General features: G+C 58.1%; 25 protein-coding genes. 11 read left to right on the top strand and 14 right to left on the bottom strand.

Translation table 11 applies throughout. From position 1 onward, the window contains the following. Window positions 1-37: 37 nt before the first annotated feature. The 8 genes from HXW73_RS02695 to HXW73_RS02660 all read right to left on the bottom strand — a co-directional run bounded on the left by HXW73_RS02695 (window position 38) and on the right by HXW73_RS02660 (window position 6711). Window positions 38-844, bottom strand: coding sequence for an enoyl-CoA hydratase (locus tag HXW73_RS02695; RefSeq protein WP_222105022.1), 807 nt, complete (start codon window positions 842-844; stop codon window positions 38-40). An 18-nt stretch (window positions 845-862) separates the two neighbouring features. Further along, the gene (locus HXW73_RS02690) at window positions 863-1312 is read right to left on the bottom strand and encodes an OsmC family protein (RefSeq protein ID WP_186254775.1); all 450 of its coding nucleotides are present in this window, start codon (window positions 1310-1312) and stop codon (window positions 863-865) included. Between the two features lie 91 nt (window positions 1313-1403). After that, window positions 1404-2306: a bifunctional methylenetetrahydrofolate dehydrogenase/methenyltetrahydrofolate cyclohydrolase FolD gene (gene folD, locus HXW73_RS02685; RefSeq protein ID WP_186254774.1), complete on the bottom strand. Its 903-nt coding sequence runs from the start codon at window positions 2304-2306 to the stop codon at window positions 1404-1406. Window positions 2307-2322: 16 nt separating this feature from the next. Then, on the bottom strand, window positions 2323-3198 hold the full coding sequence (purU, locus tag HXW73_RS02680) for a formyltetrahydrofolate deformylase (protein WP_186254773.1): 876 nt from the start codon (window positions 3196-3198) through the stop codon (window positions 2323-2325). Continuing rightward, window positions 3195-4250 carry a methylenetetrahydrofolate reductase gene (locus tag HXW73_RS02675; RefSeq protein ID WP_240538690.1) on the bottom strand — a complete coding sequence of 352 codons (1056 nt, stop codon included), beginning with the start codon at window positions 4248-4250 and terminating at the stop codon, window positions 3195-3197. The genes purU and HXW73_RS02675 overlap by 4 nt, the downstream gene beginning before the upstream one ends. After that, window positions 4243-4725: a methylenetetrahydrofolate reductase C-terminal domain-containing protein gene (locus HXW73_RS02670; RefSeq protein WP_186254772.1), complete on the bottom strand. Its 483-nt coding sequence runs from the start codon at window positions 4723-4725 to the stop codon at window positions 4243-4245. The genes HXW73_RS02675 and HXW73_RS02670 overlap by 8 nt, the downstream gene beginning before the upstream one ends. A 61-nt stretch (window positions 4726-4786) precedes the next feature. Next, window positions 4787-5965 (bottom strand): glycine cleavage T C-terminal barrel domain-containing protein, encoded by a 1179-nt coding sequence (locus tag HXW73_RS02665; RefSeq protein WP_186254771.1) that lies wholly within the window; start codon window positions 5963-5965, stop codon window positions 4787-4789. Window positions 5966-6219: 254 nt separating this feature from the next. After that, window positions 6220-6711, bottom strand: a complete 492-nt coding sequence (locus tag HXW73_RS02660) for an Lrp/AsnC family transcriptional regulator (RefSeq protein WP_186254770.1) — start codon at window positions 6709-6711, stop codon at window positions 6220-6222. A 372-nt stretch (window positions 6712-7083) separates the two neighbouring features. Here HXW73_RS02660 and HXW73_RS02655 point away from each other — a divergent pair, with 372 nt between their 5' ends. From HXW73_RS02655 to HXW73_RS02620, 8 genes are all read left to right on the top strand, one after another. After that, window positions 7084-8160 carry a TauD/TfdA dioxygenase family protein gene (locus tag HXW73_RS02655; RefSeq protein WP_186254769.1) on the top strand — a complete coding sequence of 359 codons (1077 nt, stop codon included), beginning with the start codon at window positions 7084-7086 and terminating at the stop codon, window positions 8158-8160. A 141-nt stretch (window positions 8161-8301) separates the two neighbouring features. After that, window positions 8302-9336, top strand: a complete 1035-nt coding sequence (locus HXW73_RS02650) for a phosphotransferase family protein (RefSeq protein WP_186254768.1) — start codon at window positions 8302-8304, stop codon at window positions 9334-9336. 46 nt (window positions 9337-9382) lie between these two features. Next, complete coding sequence (locus HXW73_RS02645) at window positions 9383-10600, top strand: ABC transporter substrate-binding protein (RefSeq protein ID WP_186254767.1); 1218 nt, start codon at window positions 9383-9385, stop codon at window positions 10598-10600. 3 nt (window positions 10601-10603) lie between these two features. After that, window positions 10604-12286, top strand: coding sequence for an ABC transporter permease (locus tag HXW73_RS02640; RefSeq protein ID WP_186254766.1), 1683 nt, complete (start codon window positions 10604-10606; stop codon window positions 12284-12286). Beyond that, window positions 12283-12915, top strand: coding sequence for an ATP-binding cassette domain-containing protein (locus HXW73_RS02635; RefSeq protein ID WP_186254765.1), 633 nt, complete (start codon window positions 12283-12285; stop codon window positions 12913-12915). The genes HXW73_RS02640 and HXW73_RS02635 overlap by 4 nt, the downstream gene beginning before the upstream one ends. Further along, window positions 12902-13612 carry a TIGR04283 family arsenosugar biosynthesis glycosyltransferase gene (locus HXW73_RS02630; protein WP_240538689.1) on the top strand — a complete coding sequence of 237 codons (711 nt, stop codon included), beginning with the start codon at window positions 12902-12904 and terminating at the stop codon, window positions 13610-13612. Before HXW73_RS02635 ends, HXW73_RS02630 begins: the two co-directional genes overlap by 14 nt. After that, on the top strand, window positions 13602-14216 hold the full coding sequence (locus HXW73_RS02625) for a TIGR04282 family arsenosugar biosynthesis glycosyltransferase (RefSeq protein WP_186254764.1): 615 nt from the start codon (window positions 13602-13604) through the stop codon (window positions 14214-14216). The genes HXW73_RS02630 and HXW73_RS02625 overlap by 11 nt, the downstream gene beginning before the upstream one ends. Window positions 14217-14274: 58 nt before the next feature. Then, window positions 14275-16416 carry an FAD-dependent oxidoreductase gene (locus HXW73_RS02620; protein WP_186254763.1) on the top strand — a complete coding sequence of 714 codons (2142 nt, stop codon included), beginning with the start codon at window positions 14275-14277 and terminating at the stop codon, window positions 16414-16416. A gap of 23 nt (window positions 16417-16439) precedes the next feature. On the opposite strand, the gene HXW73_RS02615 is transcribed toward HXW73_RS02620, so the two are convergent. Next, a complete protein-coding gene (locus HXW73_RS02615) occupies window positions 16440-16847 on the bottom strand; it encodes a transcriptional regulator (protein WP_186254762.1) in 408 nt (135 codons plus the stop codon). Between the two features lie 149 nt (window positions 16848-16996). Here HXW73_RS02615 and HXW73_RS02610 point away from each other — a divergent pair, with 149 nt between their 5' ends. After that, complete coding sequence (locus tag HXW73_RS02610; protein ID WP_186254761.1) at window positions 16997-18385, top strand: GGDEF domain-containing protein; 1389 nt, start codon at window positions 16997-16999, stop codon at window positions 18383-18385. A 52-nt stretch (window positions 18386-18437) separates the two neighbouring features. Then, complete coding sequence (locus tag HXW73_RS02605; protein ID WP_186254760.1) at window positions 18438-19571, top strand: FAD-dependent oxidoreductase; 1134 nt, start codon at window positions 18438-18440, stop codon at window positions 19569-19571. Window positions 19572-19580: 9 nt separating this feature from the next. Here HXW73_RS02605 and HXW73_RS02600 read toward each other — a convergent pair whose 3' ends face one another. After that, window positions 19581-20042 carry an META domain-containing protein gene (locus HXW73_RS02600; RefSeq protein WP_186254759.1) on the bottom strand — a complete coding sequence of 154 codons (462 nt, stop codon included), beginning with the start codon at window positions 20040-20042 and terminating at the stop codon, window positions 19581-19583. Between the two features lie 23 nt (window positions 20043-20065). Next, window positions 20066-20506, bottom strand: a complete 441-nt coding sequence (gloA, locus tag HXW73_RS02595; protein WP_186254758.1) for a lactoylglutathione lyase — start codon at window positions 20504-20506, stop codon at window positions 20066-20068. 190 nt (window positions 20507-20696) lie between these two features. Here gloA and HXW73_RS02590 point away from each other — a divergent pair, with 190 nt between their 5' ends. Beyond that, the gene (locus HXW73_RS02590; protein WP_186254757.1) at window positions 20697-21785 is read left to right on the top strand and encodes a metal-dependent hydrolase; all 1089 of its coding nucleotides are present in this window, start codon (window positions 20697-20699) and stop codon (window positions 21783-21785) included. Here the strand turns inward: HXW73_RS02590 and HXW73_RS02585 are convergent. From HXW73_RS02585 to HXW73_RS02575, 3 genes are all read right to left on the bottom strand, one after another. Beyond that, entirely contained in the window at window positions 21782-22516 is a 735-nt protein-coding gene (locus tag HXW73_RS02585) for an MliC family protein (protein WP_446718993.1), read from the bottom strand. The two genes, HXW73_RS02590 and HXW73_RS02585, sit on opposite strands and share 4 nt — an antisense overlap. Before the next feature lie 33 nt (window positions 22517-22549). After that, entirely contained in the window at window positions 22550-23050 is a 501-nt protein-coding gene (locus HXW73_RS02580; protein WP_186254756.1) for a DUF3087 family protein, read from the bottom strand. Window positions 23051-23302: 252 nt separating this feature from the next. Further along, entirely contained in the window at window positions 23303-24370 is a 1068-nt protein-coding gene (locus HXW73_RS02575) for a 3-deoxy-7-phosphoheptulonate synthase (protein WP_186254755.1), read from the bottom strand.

Raw genomic sequence — 24370 nt, 5'->3', positions numbered from 1 at the left:
CTCGAGCATGAAGGGCACGGCCTGAGACGCTGCCCTTTCAGTGACCCGGCTGCTGCCATACGGGTTGACGCTTGCCCAAAAAGGCGTCAATCCCCTCACCCGCATCCGGCTCGAGCATGTTTTCGGCCATGACATGGCCAGCAAAGTCGTAGGCATCTGCTAGGCTCATCTGTCGCTGGGAATGGAACATGGACTTGCCATAACGCACTGCCGCCGGACTTTTACTCAGAATCTGGGCCACCTTTTCGGCCAGGGCCGCATCCAGACCGGTATCTTCACAGACATCGCTCACCAGCCCCCAGTCCAGCGCCGTCTCCGCGTCGATGAACTCTCCCGATATCAGCATGTTGAACGCCCGTTTGGCGGACACACAGCGCGATAACGCGACCGCGGGGGTCGAGCAGAACAGGCCAGCGTTGATGCCTGATACGGCAAAACTGGCGGACTTGGCGGCGATCGCCAAGTCACAGCTGGCCACCAACTGACAGCCTGCTGCCGTGGCCATTCCTTGCACTTTGGCGATTACTGGTACCGGTAGCGTGACAATGCTCTGCATTAACCGACTGCAGTTGCGAAATAACGCTTGGTAATAGGCCTGATCAGGATTTGCCCGCATTTCCTTCAAGTCGTGACCCGCACAAAATCCACGCCCATTGGCACCAATCACCACACAGCGCACAGCGGGGTCAGCAGCGATATCTTCCAGCTCGTGTTGCAAGGCAGACAGCATGGCCTCGGAAAGGGTGTTGAATTTATCCGGTCTGTTCAATGTGAGGTAGACAGCACCTGACGCATCTTCCCTTAACAGGATGTCTTGCACAGCGTTTTTGTTATTCATCATCATCTCCCCGGAAATGGCTGATCAAAGAGCATTAACCGTCACATCGGCGGTGACCGAGTTGCGAATGAAGCAGCTCTTATGGGCTTTGCTATGGATTTTCGATATCGCTTCCTGGTCGGGCACCTTGTCGCCGCCAAACGTAATCCGAGGAGATAACTCAATCCGCGTCATCTCCATCCCCTTTTTGTCATTACGCTCCAGATACCCTTTAGGGTCATCCCGATAAGATTCCACCTGATAGCCTTGCATTTCGGCGATGGCCAGGAAAAACAACATGTGACAGCTGGATACAGCGCTGATCAGCATCTGCTCCGGGTCGGCACAGTTGGCATCGCCCTTGAATTCAACCGACGCGGAAACGTCCACTTCCTGACGGCCATTCAATGTCACGATGTGATTGCGCGAGTAGGTATCCGCCTCCGACTCGTGAGGGGCGTACTGCCAACTGATGGCGGCTTCATGAACGGACATGGCGGCGACTCCTTTTAAAATCAGTGTAAAACAACATTTACTCTTCCCAAATGCTGCATGCTTAAGACCTGAACGCTACTCATTGCCGCGGCTAGCCGTTTGCAGCCACCGCGACTGACGCCTTATCGGGATGCGCGGTCAGCTGGCGTTTTAGGGCACGAGTTGTATTCAAAAGCAGGCAGGCGATCGTCATGGGGCCTACGCCGCCAGGCACTGGCGTAATGGCACCGGCAACCGGGAAGACCGAATCAAAGGCTACGTCTCCGATGAGCTTGCGCTTGCCATCCACTTCGATGGCGTTGATGCCGACATCGATCACCGTTGCCCCCGGCTTTATCCAGTCAGCGTCAACGAGCTCCATGCGGCCAGCGGCGGCGATCACGATATCGGCATTGCGGCAAACGGCCGCGATATTCTGAGTGCGGGAATGCACAACGGTGACGGTGCAGTTGGCCTGCAAAAGCAGCATTGCCATCGGTTTGCCCACGATGTTGGAACGCCCGACAACCACGGCGTGTTTGCCGCTCAGGTCCGGGTAAACCTGGTTAAGCATGATCATGCAGCCCTGAGGGGTACACGGCACCAGCGTGTCACGTCCGGCGGCAAGCGCCCCGACGTTCAGCGGGTGAAAGCCGTCAACATCCTTGTCCGGATGAATTGAGGCAATCACCACATCCTCATCCAACTGGGAGGGCAGCGGTAGCTGAACCAGAATGCCGTGCACTTCGGGGTCATGATTCAACGCCTCGATCAACTGTCCCAATTCCTGTTGGGTCGTATCACGATTTAGCCTGTGTTCCCTGGAACCGATACCGGCTTCCGCAGACCGCTTCAACTTATTTCTCACGTATACCTGGCTGGCAGGGTCTTCCCCCACCAGCACGACGGCGAGGGTGGGCACGATGCCGTACTCTGCCTTGAGTAACGCAACGTCGGCGGCAACCTGCTGCAACACTTGAGCGGAGAGCGCTTTGCCATCAATTAACTGGGCCATGAAGGTCTCACTACTGTTATTTAAAAATCACGGTTTTGTCACCCGCGAGAAAAATACGCTGCTCGGCATGCAGCTTGACGGCACGCGTCAGTACCGACGTCTCGGTATCACGGCCTAACGCCACCAGTTCTTCCGGGTAGTAAGCGTGATCGACGGGTTGCACGGATTGCTCGATGATCGGGCCTTCATCCAGGTCGGCAGTCACATAGTGCGCCGTCGCGCCGATCAGCTTCACGCCGCGGTCAAAGGCCTGATGATAGGGTTTGGCACCTTTGAAGCCTGGCAGAAAGGAGTGATGAATATTGATGGCACGCCCATGTAATTGACGGCATAGCGGATCTGACAGAATCTGCATATACCGCGCCAGGATCACCAGCTCGGTTTCCGTTTCATTCACCAGCTTCATCAGCTCAGCTTCTTGCGCCGGTTTGTTCTGTTTGGTGACCGGCAAATAAACAAACCGAATACCATCGCGCTCGACAATGGGCCGAAGGTCCAGGTGGTTGGATACCACAGCAGCAATCTCGATATTCAATTCGCCTTTGCGGTGACGATAAAGAAGATCAAGCAAGCAGTGATCGAAGCGGGAGACCATGATCAGGACCCGTGTTGGACGGTCAGCTTCTTTCATCTCCCACTCAAGGCCAAGTCGGTCGGCCAGCTCGATGAACCCCGTGCGTATCTGGTTAAACGTGCAGGTGGAATCCGGGAGAATGTTGAACACGCTTCGCATGAAAAACTGCCCGGTGATTTTATCGTCGAACTGGGCCAATTCGACGATATTGCCGCCATGCTCTGCCAGGTAAGAGGTGACTCCTGAGACGATGCCTGGCCCCGTTTCGCATCTGACGGTCAGCACAAAGTGACGTCTGTTATCCGGATTTTTTGTCACGATAGTCGGCCTGTACAAAATGATAATGAGTGGTCGCGTTGCACGTCGTGTCGTTCCTCGGGTAGCGGGTCGCTCCCCGGAAACCACGGTTGTCGTTCACGCAACACGCCGGATTTCTCGATAATTTCGGCGACCGCCGATTCCTGGCGATGCGCCATGATGTGGACACCGCTCACGCCTTGTATCTCGCGCAACTGTTGAATCATTTCGATGCATATCTGCCGGCCTTCCTGCTTCTGGTCCTGCGCACCTTCCAGGCGTTTGATGACGGCATCCGGAATATGCACACCCGGCACGTGATGCCGCATCCAGTTGGCTGCGCGTGCCGATGCCAGGGGCCCAACACCGGGCAAAATAAAGCATTTCTCGAGTAGCCCCAGGTCGCGCGAGCGGGCCATGAACGTTGCAAAACGGGGTAGATCGAAGCAGTACTGCATCTGGAAAAACTGTGCGCCCGCGGCGATCTTTTTCGCCAGCCGATAAGGCCGGAAATCCAGTGGCGGTACGAATGGGTTTTCAGCCGCCCCCAGAAACACCCGCGGCGGGTCAGTGATTTTTCGGCCGCTAACAAACATCTGCTTGTCGCGTAACCCGGCAATGACTTCCAGCAGCGACATGGAGTCCAGGTCAAACACCGGCTTTGCTTCCGGATGATCGCCTACCTGCACGCCATCCCCCGTCAAACACAGGATATTATTGACCCCCAGCGCGGCGGCCCCCACCACATCCCCCTGAAGGGCAATTCGGTTTCGGTCTCGGCAGGAAACCTGCATCACCGTGTCGTAACCGATGCGTGACAGCAGCGCACACATGGCCACACTGGACATATGGCAGTTGGCGCCGGAGCCGTCCGTCGCGTTCATGCTGTCCACGTAACCATCAAAGACCCGCGCCCGGGCATAGACGTCTTCGGGGTTCGCCGAGTCGGGAGGAGCCAACTCACTGGTAACGGCGAAGTAGCCCGCTTTTAATGTTCGCTCCAGTCGGCTGGCAGAACTGAACGACGCAGTCGCCGTGACGCGACGATCATCACCTGCTTCATGGTTAATCATCACGCCCCTCCTGGTTGTTATGTGGTGCATCATCCGAAGATTTACGCGCCACGCGAAGCCAGGACGAGCTCCCTTGCAGGCGGTGATCAACCGGTAATTGCACGGCATGTATCTGGTCGCCGCCTTGCATTTTTTGGCTTCCCTCCCAAGCGTCCACCCAGACACATCGCTTATCGGGAAGCACTTCACAATGGCCGTTTTGCAGGACGCCGCCACAGGGGCCGTTACGCATGCTTTTGGGGCAGTTCATGGGGCAGGACATGCCGGTAGCGCTGAGGACACACTGGCCACACATCTTGCAGTCGAACAATAATTCCTTGGAGAGTTTCTCCACCTGGCCGACGGGTTTTTCTGCCCGCTGATAACCCACCCAATTCCAGAACGGAGCCAGCTTTATAACGACCGGCTCAAACATCCGATAGGCAGTCTCAACAGACCTCGCATGCCGCACGACCCAACGACGAATCGAATACATAAAGCGCTCCTGTGACGGCTAGGTGAAAGGGGGCAATTTCCACTGCCCCTTGGTGACGCGCTTATGCCGATACCGCGAGTTTCTTTTTAGGGTCGAAGAAAGGCTTCTCGACAACCACTGCCCGAGCAGGTCCAGTCGCGGTGTGAATTTCCAGCTCTGTGCCAAGGTCGGCAACGTCAATCGCCACCATCGCCAGTGCAATATCCTGCCCCAGGCGTGGTGAGTAGACGGCGGAGGTTACCTTGCCAACCGTTTCTCCATTACGTTCAAGCGGCCAGAACGTTGTGTTAGGCCCTTTCAGCGGGGCGGCATCGATCCATAAACCGACCTGTTTGCGGCTCACGCCTTGAGCCTGAATCTTCTTCAAGGCGGCTTTACCAATAAAATCAGTTGCCATGTCCAGGTTCACAAGACGATCCATGCCCAGCTCATAAGGGTTGGTGCTCATGTCTACATCCGCATGATAGGAGAGCATCCCCCCTTCGATGCGACGGATCGACGAAGTGTGCCCCGGTTTCAGTCCGAAGGGCTCACCGGCTGCCATGATCGTTTCCCAGAGTTCATCTCCCCTCGAGCCATCCCGCAGATAGAGCTCGTAACCCAGCTCACTCGACCAGCCCGTGCGTGAGACGATCAGCGGAATACCGTTCAGCTCAACCTCACAAAGCCAGAAGTAGCGAAGTTCCATGATGCTTTCACCCAACAGTGCCCGCATCACGTCGCCTGAGCGTGGCCCCTGTAACTGCAAGGGGGAGACATCAGGTTCGCTGATCGTGACATCAAGCCCGGCGTAGACAGCCAGTCCTTGCGCCCACAGTAAAATGTCGCTGTCGGCCAACGAGATCCAGAAGTGATTTTCTGCCAACCGAAGCAGAATGGGGTCATTCAAAATGCCACCATCTGCGTTGGTCATAAGAATGTATTTGCATTGCCCCACGGCCATGGCCGATAAATCGCGCGGCGTGAGGCGCTGAACGAATTCAGCAGCATCCGGACCGGTAATTTCGACCTGACGCTCGGCAGCTACGTCGCAGAGAATGGCCTCATTCACCAGGTTCCAGAAATTCTGCTCAGGGTCGCCAAAGGCGCGCGGGATATACATGTGGTTGTAGACCGAAAACGCCGTGGCCCCCCATCGAACGGTTGCATCAAAATAAGGCGATTTACGGATCTGTGTGCCGAATCCAAAATCGTCTTCCTTATTGATATTGACGACATTACTCAATGTGACATCTGGCATGCTAACCACCTTGTTTTTATAAGGTTTTATATATTTTCGAACTTAATGGTTCGGTACTTTCACTATAGGCGTCCACAAGGCAATAACGCGGCCTAAAAATACGCGTTGGAAAGTCTGAACAGACCAATTTTTGGGGTTTGCCAAAGGAGGCAGAGACAGCCCACCTGATGCGCCGTGTCGAAGGGGATGACTCGGTAAGAAACGTTTGGATCAGCAGGTCAGTCAACCGTCGCAGGTTGACACTGGCGTTCCGCTTAACGGTGCTTTTCTGTCATCAGACAAGCGAGGTTCAACTGGGTCGATTTAACGTCTCGGGTGGCGATATAGGTCATATATCGGTCGACCCCCAGCTCTGCGGCCAGAAGGCCATCCATTAACTGCTGAAACGCTGACAGACTGGGGGCAACGACTTTCAAGACATAATCCATGCCGCCCCCGGTCGCTATACACTCGATGATCTCATCCACTTGCTGGATGTAACGTTCAAAGCGCTCGAAAGCTGCTTTGTGGTGCTCCTTGAGGGACACGGTCACGACTACCTTTGAAGCATTGGAGATCTGATCAAGCGCAATGTCAGCATGATATCCACGTATCAGGCCTGCGTTCTTTAAGCGGGTAAACCGCACCCAACAGGGAGTCGGAGAGAGATTGACCAACTCTGACAGCTGCATTTTGCTGAGCGGTCCATGCGCTTGCAACGCACAAAGAATGCGAATATCGGCGGCATCAATAGCGGTTTTTTTCATTGACTCTCAGCCCCCTTCACCAGCAGGGAATATCGTCCGTGCCTTTGTTATTTTGATGACTAACAATAAAGTTTAGCTTCTTTTCATTGCGTCCAGGTTCGCCTTTACGACACACCGTATAAGGTTGACGACAATATCGCCATTTAGCGATATTCACAGGCTTGCTAGCTAATGCATACAGATCCCAACAATTGAAGGGCCGCGGACGACGTTGGCTTCGCCTTACCGACAGTTCACTGATTGGACCAGGAACAAAACCTATCATAACCTGACCAATGTAACTGGACCGTTTGTTCCTGCCGCTCAGGACCCTGTCACGGACATTCGCTGAGTGAAGCTGTCCTAAATTCACCCATTGAGGTCACTTCAACCATGCGGACACCCTCCGAAAAGTTCAGCAACACGCCACCCACAATACCGCCGCTCGACCCTAGCCGTGTGGCGCTGTTTGAGGAAGCCGGCCTGACGGTCAAGCAGTTGGAACCGCTTGGCGTCGAGATTTACGGCGCAGATGTTCGTCACCGGCTCCCCGAGCCTGTCATCGAAGCGCTGGAAGTAGAAATGGCGAACCGGGGGTTCATCGTCTTCAAGCACCAGGCGGATCTCTCGGCCGATGAGCTGGTCAACGCGAGCAAGTGGTGGGGCGCGGGTGAAATCCATTCAACCCATGGGGTCCACCCGGCAACGCCTGGCATGAACCGGGATATCTTTCGCTGCTCCAATGATGACCGCTACGGTATCCTGGGCGTGGGCCCGCAATGGCATAACGATGGCAGCTTCGAAGCCGCCACGTTCTCCCACTCCGCCTACTATATGGCCCGCGCCCCTGAGCAGGGCGGCGGCACCCACTTTGCTCACCAGGGGGCCGCCTTCGATGTTCTGCCTGAGGAAAAGCAGGCCTTCTGGGAGCGGCTGGTGTCTGTCAACTCTGCATCAGGTGTGAGTCACCCCGTCGTCCACACACACCCCATCTCGGGGCGCAAGAGCGTATGGCTTCACCTGGGAATGACCGGCGCGGTGCTGGAACGGCTGCCGGAAGAAGGTGTCGCTATCGATGAGTTGCAGCAAACACCCGCCTCCACCGAGCAACTTCGCTTGCTCAACGAAGACGAAATGAAGCAGCTTTTCAATGACTACAACGATCTGCTGAATGCGTCATTCGAAAAAGGCTACGGCATACGCTATCACTATGACACGGGCGATCTCCTCTACATTGACAACTGGGCACTGGCCCATCGGGCAGCGCCTGAAGCGCATATGTCGGCAGAGGACCAGGGCCTGAGGATCATGGATCGCGTGACGATCAAGTCCCCGCAGAATCTGGCGCCCCACTTTGAATTGCCGCAGTACATCAACTTATCCGGCCCGCACCCCTTCAATCGCGACGGCGTCTGGAAAGCCGGTGGCGTAGGGTTCCGCTGGAAAGATGACATCCCCATGCAAAACTAGGGCGTTAGATATTCCCATTGGACTGTATGGCTGCGCCTTTCAGCCGCGCCTGCGTCATTTTTAGCGACGAACCGTGTAAGGTTGGCGTTAGAACAGCCACTTAGTCGTGGCACCAAAGACTTGTTCAACACGGATGACGCCATGCCGACACCATTAGAGGCGCGCCTGCAGTCCCTGGAAACAGTGCTGCAACAGGCCAAGATTAGCTATCAATCGTTATCACCGATGGCGGATACCGGGCTTGCCCACGACCATGTTTGGCTACACCGCGACGGTGGCGATTGGGTGGCGAGGCTGCCCAAGCAAAGCCAGATGAACCTGGCGCCAGCCGACAACCTCGCCTACGAAGCCGCCTGCTACGAGCGTGCCAGCCAAGGCGGCCATGTGCCGCGGTTACATGGTGTGCTCGACGTTAGCGATGCCCTACCACGAGGCGGACTATTGGTGGATGCCATCGATGGGCGCCTGGCTCAACTGCCACAAGACCTGCCGCGCATCGCCGAGACGCTTGCCAGCCTACACCACCTGCCAACTCCCCAGCAGCCGTCGCCGCTGCAGGCCCCTTGCGAGCCGTGGCAGGCCATGCGCGAGGAAGTTGGCCGTCAGGCAGAGTGGTTGGACCAGGCAAATTTAAGCGCCTCGGTCATTTCCCGTATTCGCGATGAACTCTCCGCCCTGCCGGTAGAGCTTCCCGACGCCGAGCGGTGTCTGATCAGTTTTGATACCCACCCCGGCAACTTCCTGATAGACGACCAGGGGCGCGCGGTACTGGTGGATCTGGAGAAGTGCCGCTACGGGTTACCGGGTATCGATCTCGCCCATACCAGCCTCTATACCTCGACCACCTGGGACCTGAATAGCCAGGCAGTGCTGTCACTGGATGAGGTCATCGGGTTTTACCGCCGCTGGCAGGCCGCCATGGGCTCATCACCTAGCGCCGAAACGCTTGTGGCCTGCCGTCGTGCCACCTGGCTATGGTCGCTGACCTGGTGCGCCAAGTGGCGTGCCCAACACCTGAACGCTAAAGATGCCCAACAGCGGGGGGAGGACTGGTCGGCAGAACTGACAGATGCCGCCGTGATTGACCACGTGCGCGACCGCGTTGAGCACTACCTGTCACCGCCCATTATCGATCACGTTCAAGACGAACTTCAGCGCCTGCGCGCGACACTTTAATTTACGCTAATTGATTCACGCCTGCTCATCCTGAAAGAGGTACACCATGCTGACCCCCCGTTCCCCCCGCCGCTTAGCGTCGATAGCGCCCCTGCTGGCACTGGCGCTTCCCGCCGTGGCAGCCCCAGATCCCAGCGACTGGCAAAACGTCGTGGCACAAGCCGAAGGCCAAACCGTGTACTGGAATGCCTGGGGTGGCGAAGCCCGCACCAACGCCTACATCGACTGGGTGGCGCAACAGGTCGACGAGCGTTATGGCATCGAACTGGTGCACGTCAAACTCGGCGACACCTCGGAAGCTGTGTCACGCGTGCTGGCGGAAAAGCAGGCGGGCAACGACGATGCCGGCAGTGTGGATATGATCTGGATTAACGGCGAGAACTTTGCCGCCATGAAAGAAAACGACCTGCTGTTTGGGCCCTGGGCAGAGTCGCTGCCCAACTACCCGCTCACCGATCCGGACAACACCCCCGCCGTGCGCTACGACTGGACAATCCCTGTCGAGGGGCTCGAGTCGCCCTGGAGCAGCTCCCAAGTGGTGTTTTACTACGATACGGCGCTGGTAGAAGAGCACCCCAACAACATGCCAGAACTGTTGGACTGGGCGGCGCAGAACCCTGGCGAATTTACTTACCCGCAGGTGCCCAACTTCCTGGGCAATGCGTTTATTACCCAGGCGCTATTGGAACTGAGCGATAACACCGAGGTGTTCTACGCGCCGATGCAGGAAGGAGATTTTGACGAAGCCACCGAGCCGCTTTGGGCGTACCTGGATGAACTGCACCCCCATCTATGGCGCTCTGGCAGGGCTTTCCCCTCTAACAGTGCCGATCTGCGCAGCTTGATGGGCGATAGCGAAATCAGCATTGCACTGTCGTTCAGCACTACAGAGGCATCAGGGGCTATCGCCAACTATGAGCTTCCCGACACAGTACGCAGCTACGTTCACGACAGCGGCATGATCGGCAATATCAGTTTTATGGCGATTCCTTACAACGCCGAAAACAAGGCAGGCGCCATGGTGGTGGCCAACTACCTGATGTCCCCCGAGGCTCAGGCAGAAAAACAGGACCCCGACGTATGGGGAAGTAACACCGTTCTTTCCATGAAGCAGCTCTCTGCCGAGGAGCGTGCCCTGTTCGATGATATTGATCTAGGCATCGCCACACTGCCGCCCAGCGAGCTTGGCGAGGTGCTCGGCCAGCCCCACCCCAGTTGGGTCGATGCCCTGGCCGAGGCGTGGCAAAAACGCTACGTGAACTAGTCCATGCTGCTTCGCCTGGCCCCATGGATATTGATCAGCGTGCTGGTGGTGCCATTAGCGGCGGGGCTGCTGATGGTTATCCTCCCGGCGTTTGGCTACTTGCCGGTACTCGGCGGCGAGACGTTTCATTTTGACGCCTGGCAGGCGCTTTGGCAGCGCCCAGGATTATACCGCTCCATACTGTTGAGTTATGCGAGCGGGCTGATCACCACCCTGGTGGCACTCTCCATCGTGGCACTGTTTCTGGCGGCCAGCCGGGGCACCTGGCTGGATCGTGGCATTCGGCGGCTGGTATCGCCGCTGCTGGCGATACCCCATGCGGCAGTCGCCTTTGGCCTGGCCTTTCTTATCGCCCCTTCGGGGCTGTTCGTGCGTTGGGTATCGCCTGGGTTAACCGGCTGGGAGCGCCCGCCAGACATCCTCATCGTCAACGACCCGTTGGGGCTTTCCCTAATGGCCGGGCTGGTGCTCAAAGAAGTGCCTTTTCTACTTTTGATGTGCCTGGCGGCGCTGCCCCAGTTGGACCCTGAAAAGCGCGTCACCCTGGCGCGCTCGCTCGGCTACTCGGCGAACATCGCCTGGCTGAAAAGCGTCTTTCCGGTCCTCTATCCGCTAATTCGACTGCCGGTCTATGCGGTGATTGCCTACGCTACCTCGGTGGTCGATATGGCCATGATTCTCGGCCCGACATTGCCGCCCACGCTGAGCGTGTCGATTCTTGGCTGGTTCAATGACCCAGACCTGGATCACCGTTATATGGCCTCCGCCGGTGCGGTATTGCAGTTCGGCGTCACTTTGGCCGCACTATTGACCTGGTGGCTTGGCGAGCAGTGCGTCAAACGGGTCAGCCAAGGCTGGTTGGTCAATGGTGCACGCAACACGGGGGCGATGGCGATTGCCGTTGGCGGCCGACTATTGCTGGCCACCACGACGCTGCTGGCCATCAGCGCGATTGGAGGGCTGGTCATCTTTTCAGTCGCCGGTTTCTGGCGCTTCCCTGATGCCTTGCCCGGCACCTTTACCCTGGATCACTGGCAGCGCATTTTGCCAAGCGTCACCACCCCGCTGCTGAATACGCTCAGCGTGGGGCTAGCCGCCACGCTGATGGCCGCTGTAATGGTCGTGGCAACCCTTGAGAATGCGGTACGCCATCATCTGCCGGTCAGTCGCTCCCAATGGCTGCTGTATCTGCCGCTGATTGTGCCCCAGGTCGCCTTTCTGTTTGGCCTGGTGGTCGCCGCGGAGAGTATTAACCTTCGCCCCCAAGTGGCACTGGTGATTGCCGCCCATCTGCTGTTTGTGGCGCCTTATCTCTACCTGTCACTCTCGGAAGCCTATCGACGCCTGGACCCACGCTGGATGCAGGTTGCCCATTCGCTGGGCGCCTCGCCATGGCGGGCCTTCTGGCGGGTGCGTCTGCCGCTGCTGCTGGCACCCCTGCTGACCGCCTGCGCGGTCAGTTTGGCGGTGAGTATCGGCCAGTATTTACCCACGCTGTTGCTCGGCGGTGGGCGCGTCCCCACCATCACCACCGAAGCGGTGGCCATGGCCTCCGGGGGCAATCGACGCCTCATCGCCGTCCTTGCACTGCTCCAGGCCCTGCTTCCCTTTATCGGTTTTAGTCTGGCGCTATTGATACCGCGCCTGGCCTGGGCCAAACGTCGCCAGATGCGAGGAGTTGCATGACACCGAACCCGACGCTGCTCATCCAGCAGGTACAGATCACGCTGCATGGCGAAACGCTGCTGGACATTGATCGAGCCATTGCGCCCGGCGAGGTGCTCACCGTCATGGGCCCTTCCGGCTCGGGTAAATCAACCCTGCTGGCCTACCTGGCAGGGTTTATGTCGCCTGTCTTCAAGGCCCAGGGGCAAGTCTTTCTGGCGAACACACGGCTGGACACCCTGCCTGCCGAAAAACGCGGCCTAGGGCTGTTATTTCAGGACCCACTGCTGTTTCCTCACTTGAGCGTGGGCGGTAATCTGCGCTTTGGCCTCCCTCAGCGCACAGCCAACAAACAGGCGAAGCTTGCCCAGGCGCTACACCAAGTCGGGCTTTCAGGCTATGAGGATCGCGACCCGGCCACGCTTTCCGGCGGCCAGCAGGCGCGCGTGGCGTTGATGCGCCTGCTGCTCTCCCAGCCGCGCGCGGTGCTGCTCGATGAGCCGTTTTCCAAACTGGATACGGCGCTGCGCCAGGAAATGCGCTCGCTAGTGTTTAATCAACTGCGCGACGCAGGTCTACCTGCACTGCTGGTCACCCATGACCACGCGGATGCCAAGGCAGCAGGAGGGCCTGTGATTGAACTCGGTTGAAAACTCGGCTGAAAAGACGCCTCACCTCAGCATCGTGATACCGGTGCTCAACGAGGCAGCTGCCCTGGCGCACCATTTAACGGCACTGCCATCGTTGGGCAGCCAAGGCATCGAAATCATTGTGGTCGATGGCGGCAGCAGCGACAACAGCGCTGGCATCGCCACACCGCTGGCTGATCGCGTGCTCAGCGGCCCTTCCGGGCGAGCACTGCAAATGAACCTGGGCGCACAGCACGCGACCGCCCCGGCGCTGCTGTTCCTGCATGCCGACACCTACCTGCCAGACGATGCCGTTGAGCAGATTACCCAGGCGCTTGAACGCCATGCCTGGGGGCGCTTTGCTATCAAGCTCTCAGGCCGCAGCCGCTGGCTGCCCGTGGTGAGTTGGATGATGAACCGGCGTTCGCGGCTCACTGGCATAGCCACCGGCGACCAGGGCATCTTTGTGCGCGCGGACACCTTCAAGGCAGTCGGTGGTTTTCCCGAACAGCCGTTGATGGAAGATATCGAGCTTAGCAAACGGCTCAAACGGGTATCGCACCCCGCCTGCCTGACGGCGAAAGTGATAAGCTCGGGCAGGCGCTGGGATCAATTCGGCGCTTGGCAAACCATATGCCTGATGTGGCGACTGCGCTATCGCTACTGGCGCGGCGTTAGCGCCACCCAACTGGCCAAGGAGTATCGCGATGCCCGCTGACACGCCCCACCTGCACCTGCTGGCCAAAGCGCCGCTGGCAGGGCAGGCGAAAACGCGCCTGACGCCGTTACTGGGGGCAGAAGGCGCCGCCAACGCTCACGCGGAGCTGGTCCACCACTGCGTGGCCAATGCCTGCCGTGCGCTGCCTGCGGGCCACATCACGCTCTGGACAGCACTCAATCACACTCACCCATTGTTTGGCGAGCTGCACGAGCAGTTTGGCGTGATGCTCGCCCCCCAGCCTGAAGGCAATTTGGGGGACCGCATTCGTCACGCGCTGAACAGCGCTTGCGGCCCCGCCATGGTGATGGGCAGCGACTGCCCGAGCATCACCAGCGACCTGATCACCACCTGCGCGCAGCAGCTGAGTACCCATGACGTGGTCATGCTTCCCGCTGAGGACGGCGGCTATGGGCTGATTGGCACCCACCGCGACTATCCGGGTCTGTTTGAGCTGATTCCCTGGGGAAGCGACAGGGTGCTTAGCGCGACCCGACAACGTATTGAAGCACTCGGCCTTCACGCCAGTTACCCCGCCACCGTATGGGACGTTGACCGACCGCAAGATTGGCAACGCTGGCAAGCCATCAAGTCCTCGGTGTAAGGAAACACGCTGCACGCCCACTGACCCCTACCCTGACATGTTTTCGCTGGAGATGACCGTGACCCGACAACGTTTACTGATGGCAGCGCTACTCATCCTGGCCATCGGCGCTTTTTTTCTGAGCGGCGCCCACCAGTGGTTTACCCTCGATACCCTCAAAGCCTACCAGAGCGACTTTCAGACGGCGTTCAATCAATCCCCCTGGCAGGTAGCGGGTCTCTTTTTCGCTGTGTATGTGGTGATGACCGCGCTATCGCTCCCCGGGGCGACGCTGCTGACGCTGTTGGGGGGGACACTATTTGGGCTGGGCTGGGGGTTATTGATCATCTCCTTTGCCAGCACAATAGGCGCCACGCTGGCCTTTTTACTGTCGCGCTTTTTATTCCGCCAGCCGATCGAAAAACGCTTTCCGCGTCAGTTTGAATCGGTGAACCGCGGCGTCGAGCGTGACGGTGCTCTCTATCTGTTCACCCTGCGTTTAGTGCCGGTATTTCCGTTTTTCATGATCAACCTGGTGATGGGCCTGACGCGGATTAAAACCACCACCTTCTATTGGGTGAGCCAGGTCGCCATGCTTCCCGGTACCGCCATTTACGTTAATGCAGGCGGGCAACTGGGCGAGCTTGAAAGCCTCGGCGGAATTATTTCACCGACGCTGCTGGCGTCATTTGCGCTACTGGCGATTTTCCCCTGGATCGCCCGGCGCATTGTGCTGCTGGTGCAGAAGCGCAAGGCCTACAAAGGCTTTACCCGGCCAGCGCGCTTTGACTACGACATTGTCGTCATTGGCGGCGGCTCGGCCGGGCTGGTGACCAGCTATATCGCCAGCGCCGTCAACGCCAAGGTGGCATTGGTCGAAAAGCACAAGATGGGCGGCGACTGCCTGAATACCGGCTGCGTACCGTCCAAGGCATTGATACGCGCCGCCCGCGCCGCCCACGAGATTCGCACCGCGCCACGCTTCGGCGTAACGGCAAGCGAACCAGCGATCGACTTCGCCAAGGTGATGGGGCATGTGCATCAGGCGATTCGCGATATTGAGCCCCATGACAGCGTCGAGCGCTATACCCAACTGGGCGTTGAGGTGTATCAGGATCATGCCACCCTGACCACCCCCTGGGAAGTTCGGGTAGGCGAAAAAAACCTTACCGCTCGCCATATCGTGCTGGCCACCGGCGCCCGCCCCAAGGTGCCGTCGCTGCCGGGGATTGAGCACGCGCCCGTGCTCACCTCTGAAAATTTATGGTCACTGACAGAATTACCCAAGCGTTTGGTGGTGCTTGGCGGCGGTGCCATTGGTTGCGAACTTAGCCAGAGCTTTGCCCGTCTGGGCAGCCAGGTCACGCTGGTGGAAGGCATGCCTCAATTGCTGGGGCGGGAGGATCAGGAGGTCGGCGAGGCGGTCAAAAACACCCTGGCAAGCGAGGGTGTCACGGTGATGACCGACAGCAAAGCACTGGAAGTTATCAGCGACGCGTCAGGCTATCAGTTGGCCGTGGAGCATCAGGGGGAGCGCTCGGTAATCGCCTTCGACTATCTACTGGTGAGTGTCGGCCGCCAAGCCAATATCGAAGGGCTGGGCCTTGAAGGACTAGGGGTATCCACTTCGCCCACCGGTATGCTGGAGCTTAACGAGCGACTGCAAACCCGCCTACCCAATATCTGGGCCTGCGGTGACCTCGCCGGGCCCTACCAGTTGACCCACGCCGCCGCTCACCAGGCCTGGCATGCGGCGGTTAACGCGCTGTTTGGCGAGCTGAAAAGCTTTGCCGTGGATTATCGGTACATGCCCGCGGTCACCTACGTCCAGCCGGAAGTCGCCCGGGTCGGCCTAAACGAGAAGGAAGCCAGGGAGAAACACATCGCCTTCGAGGTAACCCGCTACGCCATGGCAGACAGTGACCGCGCCATTGCCGAAGGCGCCACCGAGGGGTTTATCAAGGTGCTCACCGTACCAGGCAAAGACAAGATTCTCGGCGCGACCATCGTGGCGGAAAATGCCGGCGAATGGCTGGGTGAATTCACCATCGCCATGAAACACGGCCTCGGCCTCAACAAGCTGCTCGGTACCATTCACCCTTACCCTACCCTGGGCGAAGCGGCCAAGGCCACGGCCGGGGTATGGAAAAATGCTCACAAGCCAGCGCGAGTGCTGGCGTTATTGAAGCGCTACTTCAACTGGCGGCGCGGTGAGTCATAGCGGAAGCTCGTTCAAGACAGTACCTATTTATTCGGGCTATCTGTCGTTGAATAGGCTTTCGCAAACGTCTCCATCACTTCTAGAACGACCTTACGTTGCTCGGCAGGCAAGCGGCGATATAACGCTAATAAGCGCCGCTCTTCGTTGCTGGAAATATCCCAAACGGCCGATGGCTCCTTGATGGACGACTGTGCAACACCACCATAGCGTAATTGGTGAGGATCAATTGCCAGCCAGTGTGCCAATACCTGAAGCTTTTCCTGGCTGGGAATGGAATCGCCGCGCAGCCAGCGTCTGACCGCCTGATACGTAACCGGCTTTCCCCAGTAGCGCAGGTTGAACTCACGCTCCAGAACAGAGGAGCGTACGTCGTACCCGGCTGCTTGCATGGCGTTTTTTAATCGCTCGGCGAACATCTGTTTTTCATTCATGCCGCCAATGTGAAGCGATTCTTCAATAAAAGTTGAATAACGGTTAACCTTTTGATTGAATCGTTACTTCAATTCCAATCCATCGTTTCACCCATACCAAGGCACGACCTGGCTGTTAGGGAGGCACCGTGCTTTAGGAGTCATTCAGGATGAGTGGCGTACCTTCTACACCAGCCAATACTTTCGATGACCTGTGCCTCGCATTAGGCCTCATCAGCTCTTCGAAAACACCGCAGGAGCTTTTCGAACGGCTCGCCAAAACGCTTCACAAACTGGCGGACAACCAACCCATTGCGCTTTATCGACGGTTAAGCTCAGGAGAGGTTCGCCTGACCTATTGCTACCCCGCAGCCAGTGCCATAACGTCTTACAGGCAACTGCTTACCTTTCGCTCACTGGATGAATTAAGGACGTCCGACTATCACTATTATGAATTAAAAGGCGAACATGGCGTATGGGGTTACATAGGGCACCCGACTGCCCCACCTACAGACGCCTTGCAGTGGGTAACCGTCCTTATTGACATCGCCGCGCAGCGGTTACACCTGCTGAAAGCAGAACACATGACCGAGCGTCAGCTTGGTCTCAAAGCACGCCGACGTCTACTTTCCCGTGACATAAAACGACTAACGTCGCTTGCCGACTTTTTACAGCATCATGGTCACGGCTGGTGTGAAATCTTTCAAGCAAACGGTATCGCGTTGGCCCACAAGGGCGAGCTTTATGCTTTCGGAGAATGCCCAGATCGCCAGCGAATTTTTCAGCAACTGGAAGATTTGGAGGCGACAGCTGACCAGAACAGCACGGTCGAGTTGGAAGGCGATTGCCAGGGCGGGCTCGCGGCACCTTTAAGCCTGGCCAGCAGCCACTTGGGCTGGTTGCTGATCTTCAGACAACAAGCCATAGTGCCACCTACTGAGGTCGCCTCTGTCGTCCAGTTTAGTTTCTGGTTGCCGATTGAAGCCTCCATGGTACTGGAGCTCGCCGATGACTTGGCCGTTGCGGTTACGGCCCTGGATGTCGTACACGTCAACCGCCAATTGCGAAAAACCAATCAGCGACTGGAAAGCCTTGCACACACTGATCTGCTCACTCGATGCTGGAATCGCTACTATACCGAGCTCGTTATTGAAGAATGGTGCGCTTCCAACGCGACCTGTGCGGTTTTGATGTTTGATATTGATGACTTCAAACGTATCAACGATACCTATGGCCATCCTACGGGGGACGACATTCTTCGTGAGATTGCACGTCTAGCGACTCAAACGTTACGCAGCAACGACCATCTGGGCCGATGGGGTGGAGAAGAGTTTATCGTGGTCATTGCTGACGCGACGCTAAACGAAGGGGTTTGCATCGCCAAACGACTCTGCCGTCATATCGAACAACACCCGTTTTCTATTCCAGATTCCGTCACCATCAGCGCAGGGCTTACGACCATTCGAACGGGTGAGAGTCCCCGTCAATTGTTAGAGCGAGTGGATAAGGGCATGTATCTTGCTAAAACAGCAGGTAAAAATCAGGTTATGATCTGTTAGCTTCATAGCCAAAATATCGTTTCAATACACTCGCGTTTTAAGGGCCATTGGCATGCAGCATCTTTTACTGATCGGTGCGGGCCATGCCCACGCCTTTGTGCTGGAAGCCTTTGCCAATCAGCCAGAGGCGGATCTCGCCATCACCGTAGTCAGCGACAGCCCGCTGTCGGCGTATTCCGGCAGCGTACCGGCCTGGCTTTCGGGCGAATGCACACTGCGCGAGACGCAGATTGACGTGGCGGCACTTTGCCAGCGAGCAGGCGCGCGTTTTATCGCCTCTCCGGCGGTGGCGTTGGACTCGACAGCACGCCATGTCACCCTGGCCAACGGCGATGTGCTTCACTTTGACATGGCCTCGCTCAATGTGGGGTCGGCGCTGACACTCCCCGAGCAGCATGGCCAACACCTACCCCACCTGCTGGCCATGCGCCCGCTCAGCTCACTCCACCACCGCTGGCAGGCATTACGCGATGACGTCGAACAGCTGCCCCCTAGCGTCAGCCAGCGGGTGGTAAGCGTGGGCGGCGGCGCGGCCGGCTGCGAAACCTTGATGAGCGTGATGGAACAACTCCGCCGCCAGCGACCGGACATTCACTGGCAGGGCCATCTGCTCAGCGCGTCACCCAGGCTGCTCCCCGAGGCTGGGCGTTTGCCACGCTGGCTGATTCAACGGGCGTTAGCCAAGGCAGGCATCCAGGTTCACTACCGCGTGCGCGGCGAAGCGCTGGTCGACGGCGGCATATCGGCCCGCGATGGCAAACGCATCGAGGCGGATATCGTGCTCTGGGCCACCGGGGCTGTCGGCCACGGCTGGCTTACTGATACCCGACTGCCCCTGGATGCGCGGGGGTTTATTCAGGTGGAAAACACCCTGGCCGTGGTCGGCCAGCGGAACATCTTTGCGGCCGGCGACTGCACCGCCTTTGACCCACCGCTGCCCAACGCGGGGGTCTATGCGGTACGTATGGGGACACGCCTGGCAGATAACCTGCGGGCGGCGTGCCGCGGAGAAACGTTGTCGGCCTGGCAGCCACCCAAACGGGTACTGGCGCTGATCGGCACCGGTGGCGGCCGCGCCATTGCCAGCCGCGGTGCCATGGGCTTTTCCGGCAGGTGGGTGTGGCAATGGAAAAAGCGGATTGATGCGCGCTTTATCGCCCGCTTCAATCCGCCTTTTGAGGACTAACTGGCTAAATCAGTTCGATTCGCGCCAGCCGCCTAATACCCGACTATCCGGCCCGAAAAACACCAGCCGGTCATGGTCGATCAGGTAACGATAAGCAGTCTCCAGCATATCGGTCACCTTCTCTGCATCGCCCATTTTCGGACACGCCATGCGGGTGGTTGAAAGCTCGCTGATCTCGATACGCTGGTTGTCGCCCAGTTTGGCTTCACCGGTAAAGCGATTGCAGCCATCGTGGCCGCGCACGCTACCGTCACGGCTAATTTCAAAGAACGGGGTGCCAGGCATCGACAGCCGCTCGTTGGTACCGACCAGCAACAGATTCCAGCGCTGTTCGATGACCGGCCCAGTGAGCGAGTCTCCACCTGGTTCCGGGGCTGGCGTGGAGCCTGGGCCGGGCGCGCTGCTACAGGCGCTCAGCAATAGCGTTGCCGTGGCAAGCCATGGCAGTATCCGCCAGTTTCTGATGGTCATGGTGATCTTTCCTTATCGCAAGGTTACCAGCTGCCGGTATTTTCCATGGAGGCCCAGGGCTCTTGCGGCGCCAGGGCGTCGCCTTTTTGCAACAGTTCAACCGAGATGCCATCCGGCGACTTGACGAACGCCATATGGCCATCACGGGGTGGGCGGTTGATGGTCACCCCGTTATCCTGAAGCTTCTGACAAAGCGCATAGATATCGTCTACACGGTAGGCCAGGTGGCCGAAGTTTCGCCCGACGGTATATTCTTCGGGATCCCAGTTATAGGTTAACTCGAGTTCGGGGGCGGTGAGACGCGCGGAGCGCGCTTCATCAAACGGTGCGGCGAGAAACACCAGGGTGAAACGGCCTTTATCGTTTTCTTTACGACGGACTTCCTTGAGTCCCAGCAGCTCACAGTAGAAGTGCAGCGATGCATCAAGATCACTGACGCGTACCATTGTGTGCAGGTATTGCATGCCATCTCTCCTTGTTGCGTCGTGTGACGAAATTAGACGCGTTCAGCTTAGCATTCCAACGGCATTTTTGCGGCCGATTATACGAGTCAGGGATAATCAACGATCCATCGCTTTAAATTATACAGCATCTATACAGCTATAAATTTTAACGGTAGTGTCGTACCACCGATATGGTGATGGAGAAATACCCGTGGATTCAGTCACACAGGCCGCGTTGGGGGCTGCCGTTGGGGGCGCCGTTTTAGGGCATCGGCTAGGCCGTAAAGCGGTCATCCTCGGCGCATTGGTAGGCACCCTGCCCGACCTCGACGTGGTGATCGACTACGGCGATGCGGTGGTCAACGTCACCGAACACCGTGGCTTTAGCCATTCGCTGTTTGTGCTCACGGGCGTTGCCGGTTTGCTGGCGTTACTCAGTGCCCGATTTGCGCCTGCCAGGGATATATCAACTGCTCGATGGAGCACTTTCTTTGGCCTGATCCTGATCACCCACCCGCTTCTGGATGCCTTGACCACCTACGGGACTCAGCTTTTATGGCCGCTTGAGTCCCCACCGATAGCCTGGCCGATTGTTTTCATTATCGACCCCTTTTACTCGCTGCCTTTGCTGGCCTGCTTGGTCATCGCCTTTCTCACCCGTCGAGTCAGGCGCTGGTGCGCCTGGGGCCTGGGAATATCCTGCGTTTACCTGTTACTGGCCTTCAGCGCAAAGCTGACCGTTGAGCACCGGCTTTCCCCTGTACTCGCCGAGCAGGGGCTTGAGGACGCCCCGATCCTGGTCCAGCCGACACCGTTCAATATTCTGCTGTGGCGCGCCACCGTGGTTGACGGTGACCGCTACCATGAAAGCCTGGTGAGCGTTTTTGATCACGACGCGCCCCCAAGGCTTGAACCCTTACGGCGCGGGGCGGCACTGGAAAGCGCCGCGCTTGATAGTCAGGCAGGGCAGCGTTTGGCGTGGTTTGCGGGGCCATTTTTACGCTACGAGATGCGCCCAATCGATGGTGAGCTTACTCTGCTGGCCACCGATCTTCGGCTGGGCTTTCCGGGCTATCATCCGTTCAGCTTTACCCTCGCCACGCGCCAGGACAATGCCTGGCAGCCGGTCACCACCAGCGTGGAAATTGGCAGCGAGCGAGGCGTAGAGCTCACAACGCTATCGCGCTTGGCGGCACGTGCAGTGGGCGACCGCAACGCGCTTTGCGCCACTGCCTTTGTCATGGCCAAATGGCAGCCCGAGCCCCTTGCGCTGCCTTGCGCGCCATCCACCAACCATTAGGCTGACGGCGCTATCCCCTGACCGCAACCACTGTACTGCTCGCCGTCGATGGTGAGCGTGACCCGCGCCGGGAAGGGGTAACCGCTCATGTCGTCGAAGCAGGCGCCAGCTTCGATACGTACCCGGAAAAAGTCATCGGCATCGGCGTTCTCAAGCACCACACGGCCTGCTTCGTTATCCATTACGCTGACCATGTAAGGCAGCGTTTCGACGTTTTCGCCGTAGTCGGTCGATAGCGTAAGCTCGGGGGCGTCATGGGCAAGTTCAACCGTCCAACCCGGCTCATTGCCCTGGCCACGGAACATGACACCGGGATGATTCTTACGGGTGGAAGCATCACGCCGGGCGGCCAGCTCGCACTTGAGTTGACCACGCGGTGTTTCGACCAGCGCCTGTTCACCGCGGTTCCAGAAGCTGATCTCGCCATCCTGGTAGCGGGCACCACTGGCGACAACTGCTTGCGGCAAGCGCCAGGCACCGTGCAACGACCATAGTCGCAGCACTTCACCATCGACGGCCGTGATTAAGTGCTGGTTCGCCGGGCTACAATGCCATGCGTCGAACTGCTCGGCCTGACCGGAAAACAGGGCCGAGGGAAATAAAGGCGCTTTAGTATCAAGCGTAGCACCGTCTTTCACAGCCTCTGAACGAGAAGGCGACTCCATCCCGGCGCAACCGCTGATCGCTACAAAAGCACAACCTAATACAAAAAACCTTGACGGTGTCATCATGGCGATACGCTCCTGGAGTAACGGATAGATAAATTAGCCACGCTTAAATGCATGCAAATCTTGGGTATCAAACTGCTCGACCTGGACAGGTAAAGCAAGCGCCTCGCGCCGCTCAATGACTCGTTGGCGTTCGCCATCGTCGCTGGGGGTACGGCCATTGAACTCGGCCAGTTGCGCCAGCCCCTGATGATAAAACGCCAAAACATCCAGCGCCGTGCGATTATCTTCCTGCATCGCCTGGCGTAGTGCCGGCAGATGGCCGTTGATCCGCGATAGATGCTGCTTTAGCTGCCATACATAGCCCACTTCCTGCATCCACGGCCGGTCGCGCAGCGCCGCAAACATGGCGCTGGTGGCCAGCAACCCCAGGATACCGCCTAACACATTCAGCCAAAGGCTCTGACCAAAGGTAGCGGTCAGCAGCATGGCAAACAGCAGGCCAAAAATCAGCAGTTGCCCGACCATGATGAAGGTGATCATACGCGCCTTGCGGCGGTAGGTAGTGGAATCATAAGGCTCTAGGGTAAACACCATGGCCAACCTCGCAGACAAGAAAAGAGTGACATCCACCCATGATACGGGGCTGGCCAGGGCAAACAAGTCATACTGCTATAGAGCTAAAAGCATAATGACGATTGCTAATACTCCCCGTTAGCGGTAAGCGAGTGCAGGATTCTGCGAGGGTTTTTCGCCATGGATGGCGAAAGTAGCGCCCATGGAAGGGTTCACAGCGCCCTCGCAGAAACCTGCGCTCGGCTTCGATGCACGTATAATACGCTAATGCGCTTAACTTAAGCGCTCTGCGGCGGTTTTCAGCAGGTGCTCGGTGGTTTCCCAGCCCACGCAGGCGTCGGTGACCGATACGCCGTAACGCATGGCACCGGGCTTTAACGGCTGTTTGCCTTCAAACAGATGGCTTTCCAGCATGAGCGCCACCAGATTGGCCTCACCCGCCTGGCGCTGGGCGAGCACATCAAGCATTACCTCGCTTTGGCGACGGTGGTCTTTTCGCGCATTGGCGTGGCTGCAGTCAACCATCAAGCGTGGGTTTTGCCCCGCTTCACGCAGCGTGTTGACCGCCTTACGTACATGGTGGGCCTGGTAATTGGGTTCACCATGGCCACCCCGCAGCACCACATGGGTATGCGGATTGCCAGCCGTTTGCTGCATGACCGGGCGGCCTTCGTCATCAAGGGCAAACCGCTGATGCGAATGCGCTGCCGCTTGCATGGCATCGATCGCCACCTGGACATCGCCGCTCGTGGCGTTCTTGAAGCCGACTGCCGCCGCCAGGTCGCTGGCAAGCTCCCGGTGCAGCTGCGATTCAGTGGTACGCGCGCCGATGGCAACCCAACTGAGGACATCCTGTAGATAGGGCGCCAGCATGGGTTGGAGCAGTTCCGTCGCGACCGGTAAGCCCCGCCGTGCCACGCCCTGCATCAACTCACGGGATAGCGCCAGGCCCTGCGCCATGTCACCACGGCCATCCAGATGGGGGTCGTACGCCAGCCCTTTCCAGCCGACGGTGGTACGCGGTTTTTCGACGTAAACCCGCATCACCGGCAGGAGGTAATCGCTTACCTCGTCACTCAAGGCAGCAAGACGGTCAGCGTACTCGAGCGCGGCGTCTGGGTCGTGTACCGAGCAGGGGCCGACCACCACCAGCAACCGGTCGTCCTGGCCGGTTAGGATGAGCTGTACAGCGCGGCGCTGCTCGGCAATTTGTTCGTCAAGGGCGCCATCCAGCGGCAGGTCGCGACGTAATTCGAGAGGCGTAGGCAGCATCGCGGCTGGCTCGCTGATGGCAGTAGAGGTGGCGGCAGTGTTGAGCATCGAGCTTGCAGTGGCATTCAT

It is taken from the genome of Halomonas sp. SH5A2 (assembly GCF_014263395.1).
Classification (GTDB): domain Bacteria; phylum Pseudomonadota; class Gammaproteobacteria; order Pseudomonadales; family Halomonadaceae; genus Vreelandella.
This window is presented reverse-complemented; position numbering and strand designations above follow the sequence as displayed.